The organism is Micromonospora sp. AMSO12t (assembly GCF_008806585.1).
GTDB classification, from domain to species: domain Bacteria; phylum Actinomycetota; class Actinomycetes; order Mycobacteriales; family Micromonosporaceae; genus Micromonospora; species Micromonospora reichwaldensis.
Map to the genome: position 1 here is coordinate 1 of NZ_WAAS01000384.1, position 4616 is coordinate 4616.

Sequence of the window (4616 nt, forward strand, 5' to 3'; positions counted from 1 at the left end):
CCGGGGGGTCGACCTGGTGGTGGCGCTGCTGGGGGTACTCAAGGCGGGCGGCGCCTACCTCCCGGTGGAACCGGACCAGCCGGCCGACCGGATCCGCTACCTGCTGACCGACTCGAAGGCGACGACCGTCGTCACCGGCCCGGGCGTCGACCACGAGCCGCTGGCCGCCGCCACCGGCGCCCCGATCCGGGTCGACGACGACCACCGGGGGCTGCCGGACGGCGCCCCGGAGCCGGTCGTGGGTCCGGCCAACGCCGCCTACGTCATCTACACCTCCGGCTCCACCGGCCGCCCGAAGGGCGTGGTCGTGGAGCACCGCGCGATCGTCAACCGGGTGCGCTGGATGCCGGACGCCCTCGGCGCCGACGGCGGCGTGGTGCTCCAGAAGACGCCGTACGGCTTCGACGTCTCGGTGTGTGAGCTCTTCTCCCCGCTGACCACCGGGGCGACGCTGGTGACGGCCCGTCCCGGCGGGCACCGCGATCCGGCGTACCTGGCCCGGGTGGTGGCCGAACGGCAGGTCACCTCGATCCGGTTCGTGCCGTCGATGCTGCGCGCGTTCCTGGACGTGCTGCCCGCCGGCCGGACCAGCCTGCCGTCGATCCGGTGGGTGCTGTGCAGCGGCGAGGCGCTCCCCGCCGACCTGGTGGCCGCGGCGCACGACCGGCTCGACTGCGAGGTGGTCAACCTCTACGGGCCGACCGAGGCGGCGGTCGAGGTGACCAGCACCCGCTGCCTGCCCGGCGAGGCGGTGACCATCGGCCGGCCGGTGGCCAACACCCGCACGTACATCGTGGACGACGAGCTGCGGCCGGTGCCGGTCGGTGAGCCCGGGGAGCTGGTGCTCGCCGGGATCCAGCTCGCCCGGGGCTATCTCGGCCGGCCGGGACTGACCGCCGCCTGCTTCGTCCCCGACCCGTTCGCCGACCGGCCCGGACAGCGCATGTACCGCACCGGCGACCGGGCCCGGTACCTGCCGGACGGCAGCATCGAGTACCTGGGCCGGCGGGACCACCAGGTGAAGATCAGGGGCTTCCGGATCGAGCTGGGCGAGATCGAGGCGGTGCTCGGCCAGCATCCCGCCGTCCGCGCCGCCGTGGTGGACGTGCACCACGGCGCGGTCGGCGGCCCGCAGCTCGTCGCGTACCTGCTGCCGGCCGGAGCCGGGCCGGCCGACCACCGGGCGGTTCGCGCGTACCTGGCCGAGCGGGTGCCGGAGCACATGGTCCCGCAGAGCTGGGTGACGCTCGACGAGCTGCCCCTGACCGGCAGCGGGAAGGTCGACCGTCGGCGGCTGCCGGAGCCCGCCCCGCCCGGCCCGGTCACCGACGGACCGGCGGTGGCGCCGCGTACCCCCACGGAACGGGCGGTCGCCGAGGTGTGGGCCGAGGTGCTGGGCGTCGACCGCTGCGGGATTCACGACGACTTCTTCGACCTCGGCGGTCATTCCCTGCTGGCCACCCAGGTCGTCGCGCTGCTGCACGAACGGTTCCCGGTCGACCTGCCGGTCAGCGCGGTCTTCGAGGCACCGACCGTGGCGGAGCTGGCGACGGTGCTCCAGCGGGCCGTCGAGGAACGGGTGGCGGGGATGTCCGAGTCCGAATTGGAGACGATGTTGGCGCAGGTGGGCAAGGAATGACGACTCCCGAGGACCCGTCCCCGACCTCGACCGACGCCCGTCGTCGGGCGCTGGTGGAGGCGCTGCTGGCCGGGCGGGCCCCGGACCGGTCGCCGGCCACCCCGAGTTCACCGCGGCGGCCGACCGGCCCGCTGCCGCTGTCCTACCCGCAGCAGGGGGTGTGGCTGCTCGACCAGATCCGGCCCGGCGGCGCGGAGTACGTCGTGCCGTTCAGCTGGCGGTTGACCGGCCCGCTGGACCCGGTGGCCCTCCGCGACGCCTGGTGGGAGGTCGTCCGGCGGCACGAGGTGCTGCGGACCCGCTACCGGGTCGTGGACGGCCGGCCGAGCCAGGTGGTCGGCCCGCCCGAGCCGGTCGAGCTGCCGGTGGTCGACCTGACCGGCTGCGCCCCGGCGCAGCGGCGGGAGCGGCTGGACTCGCTGATCCGGGACGAGGCGAACACCCCGTTCGACCTGGGTCGGGACGCGCCGCTGCGGGTCCGGCTGGTCCGGCTCGCCGAGGACGAGCACGTCATGGTGCTGGTCGCCCACCACATCGCGTTCGACGGCTGGTCGGTCGGCGTGCTGGCCCGGGAACTCGGCGCGCTCTACCCCGCGCTGGTCGCCGGCGAGCCGTCCCCGCTCGCCCCGCCGCCAATCCAGTACGCGGACTTCGCGGTGCGGCAGCGGGACCGGGCGGCCGGCCTGACCGGGCAGCTCGACCACTGGCGCGACCGGCTGGCCGGCCTCGTGCCGCTGGAGCTGCCGACCGACCGGCCGCGCCCGGCCGTGCAGGACCCCCGGGGCGCGACGCTGCCGTTCACCGTGCCGGCCGGCCTCGGTCGCGCCCTCGCCTCGATCGGGCGGCGGCACCGGGCGACCCCGTTCATGGTGCTGCTGGCGGCGTTCCAGGTGCTGCTGGCCCGCTACACCGGGCAGACCGACGTCGCGGTGGGCACCCCGGTCGCCGGGCGTACCCGCCCCGAGGTCCAGGACCTGATCGGGTACTTCGTCAACACGCTGGTGCTGCGGACCGACCTGTCCGGCGAGCCGACCTTCGTCGAGGTGCTGGCCCGGGTCCGGGAGACGGTGCTGGACGCGCAGTCGTACCAGGACGTGCCGTTCGAGCGGATCGTGGACGCGCTGTCCCCGGAGCGGGACCTGTCGCGCAACCCGCTGTTCCAGACCATGTTCGTGATGCAGAACGCCACGGCGGCCGACTTCGCCGGGGCGGGGCTGCGCGCGCGGCAGGTGCCGACGCTCTGGCACACCGCCAAGTTCGACCTGACCATGCAGGTGACCGAGGAGGCGGACGGCTCCTTCTCCGCCGTCGTCGAGTACGCGACGGCGTTGTTCGACGACGCGACCGCGCGGCGGCTGGCCGGGCACTACCAGCGGTTGCTGAGCGCCGTCGCCACCGACCCGGACGCCCCGGTCACCCGGCTGCCCCTGCTCACCGAACCCGAGACCGCCCAGCTCGCGGCCTGGAACGACACCGCCGTCGAGCACCCCCGCCACACGCTGCTGCACCGGCTGATCGAGGCGCAGGCCGACGCCACCCCGGACGCGGTCGCCGTGCTCGACGACGACGAGGAGCTGACGTACGCCCAGCTCGACGCCCGCGCCAACCAGCTCGCCCACCGGCTGATCGCCCTCGGCGCCGGACCCGAACGGATCGTCGCCGTCAGCGCGCGACGCCGCGTCGCCCTCGCCGTGGCCCTCGTCGCCGTGCTCAAGACCGGCGCCGCCTACCTCCCGCTCGACCCCGGCCACCCCGTCGAGCGGCTGCGCTGGATGCTCGCCGACGCCGGCGACCCCGTCACCCTGGTCGACGTCCCGGACCAGCACGACTGGTCCCCCGGCCCACGGGTCCACCTCGACGACCCGACGCTCGCCGACGAACCCGCCGGACGACCCGGCGTCACCACCGACGACCGCAGCCCCGCCTACCTGATCTACACCTCGGGCTCCACCGGCCGCCCCAAGGGCGTCCTCGTCGACCACCGCGCCATCGTCAACCGGCTCCGCTGGATGCAGGACACCTACCGGCTCGACCACACCGACCGGATCCTGCAGAAGACCCCGCACACCTTCGACGTCAGCGTGTGGGAGTTCTTCTGGCCCCTGACCACCGGCGCCGCCCTCGTCATGGCCCGCCCCGACGGGCACCGCGACCCCGCCTACCTCGCCGAGACCATCGTCCGGCGGCGCATCACCACCGTCCACTTCGTGCCCTCGATGCTGCGCGCCTTCACCGGCCACCTCGCCGCCACCCGCACCGCCCTGCCCCACCTGCGCCGCGTCGTCTGCTCCGGCGAGGCGCTGCCCGACGACCTCGCCGCCGCCGTGCACGCCCACCTCGACGTGGAGCTGCACAACCTCTACGGACCCACCGAGGCCGCCGTCGACGTGACGGCCGCCCGCGTCCACCCCGGGCAGACCGTCACCATCGGCAGCCCCATCGCCAACACGGGCGCCCACATCCACGACCCCTGGGGCAACCCGGTCCCCGTCGGCGTACCCGGAGAGCTCCTGCTCACCGGCGTGCAGCTGGCCCGCGGCTACCACCGCCGGCCGGCGCTCACCGCCGCACGCTTCATCCCCGCCGACGACGGGGGACGCGCCTACCGCACCGGCGACCAGGCCCGCTGGCGCCCGGACGGCACGATCGAGTACCTCGGCCGCCTCGACCACCAGGTCAAGGTCCGCGGCAACCGCATCGAACTCGGCGAGATCGAGGCCACCCTCGCCGACCACGCCGGCGTCCGCACCGCCGTCGTGCACCCGCACGGCCCCGGCGACGACCGGCAGCTCGTCGCCTACCTCGTCGCCGCCGACGGCCACCCCGTCGACGCCGACACCCTGCGCGCCCACCTGCGCGCGCGGCTGCCGGAGTACATGGTCCCCACCCACTGGGTCACGCTCACCGAACTCCCCCTGACCAGCAGCGGGAAGATCGACCGCAACGCGCTCCCCCCGCCCGGCACGCACGCCGCGCG

General features: G+C 75.0%; 1 protein-coding gene and 1 pseudogene. Both read left to right on the forward strand.

Features of this window, described 5'->3' with window-relative positions; genetic code table 11:
- A pseudogene (locus F6X68_RS30820) lies at window positions 1-1576 on the forward strand (amino acid adenylation domain-containing protein); the annotation flags it as partial.
- A gap of 59 nt (window positions 1577-1635) precedes the next feature.
- On the forward strand, window positions 1636-4616 hold a 2981-nt coding region (locus tag F6X68_RS30825), incomplete at its 3' end, for an amino acid adenylation domain-containing protein (RefSeq protein ID WP_151457545.1).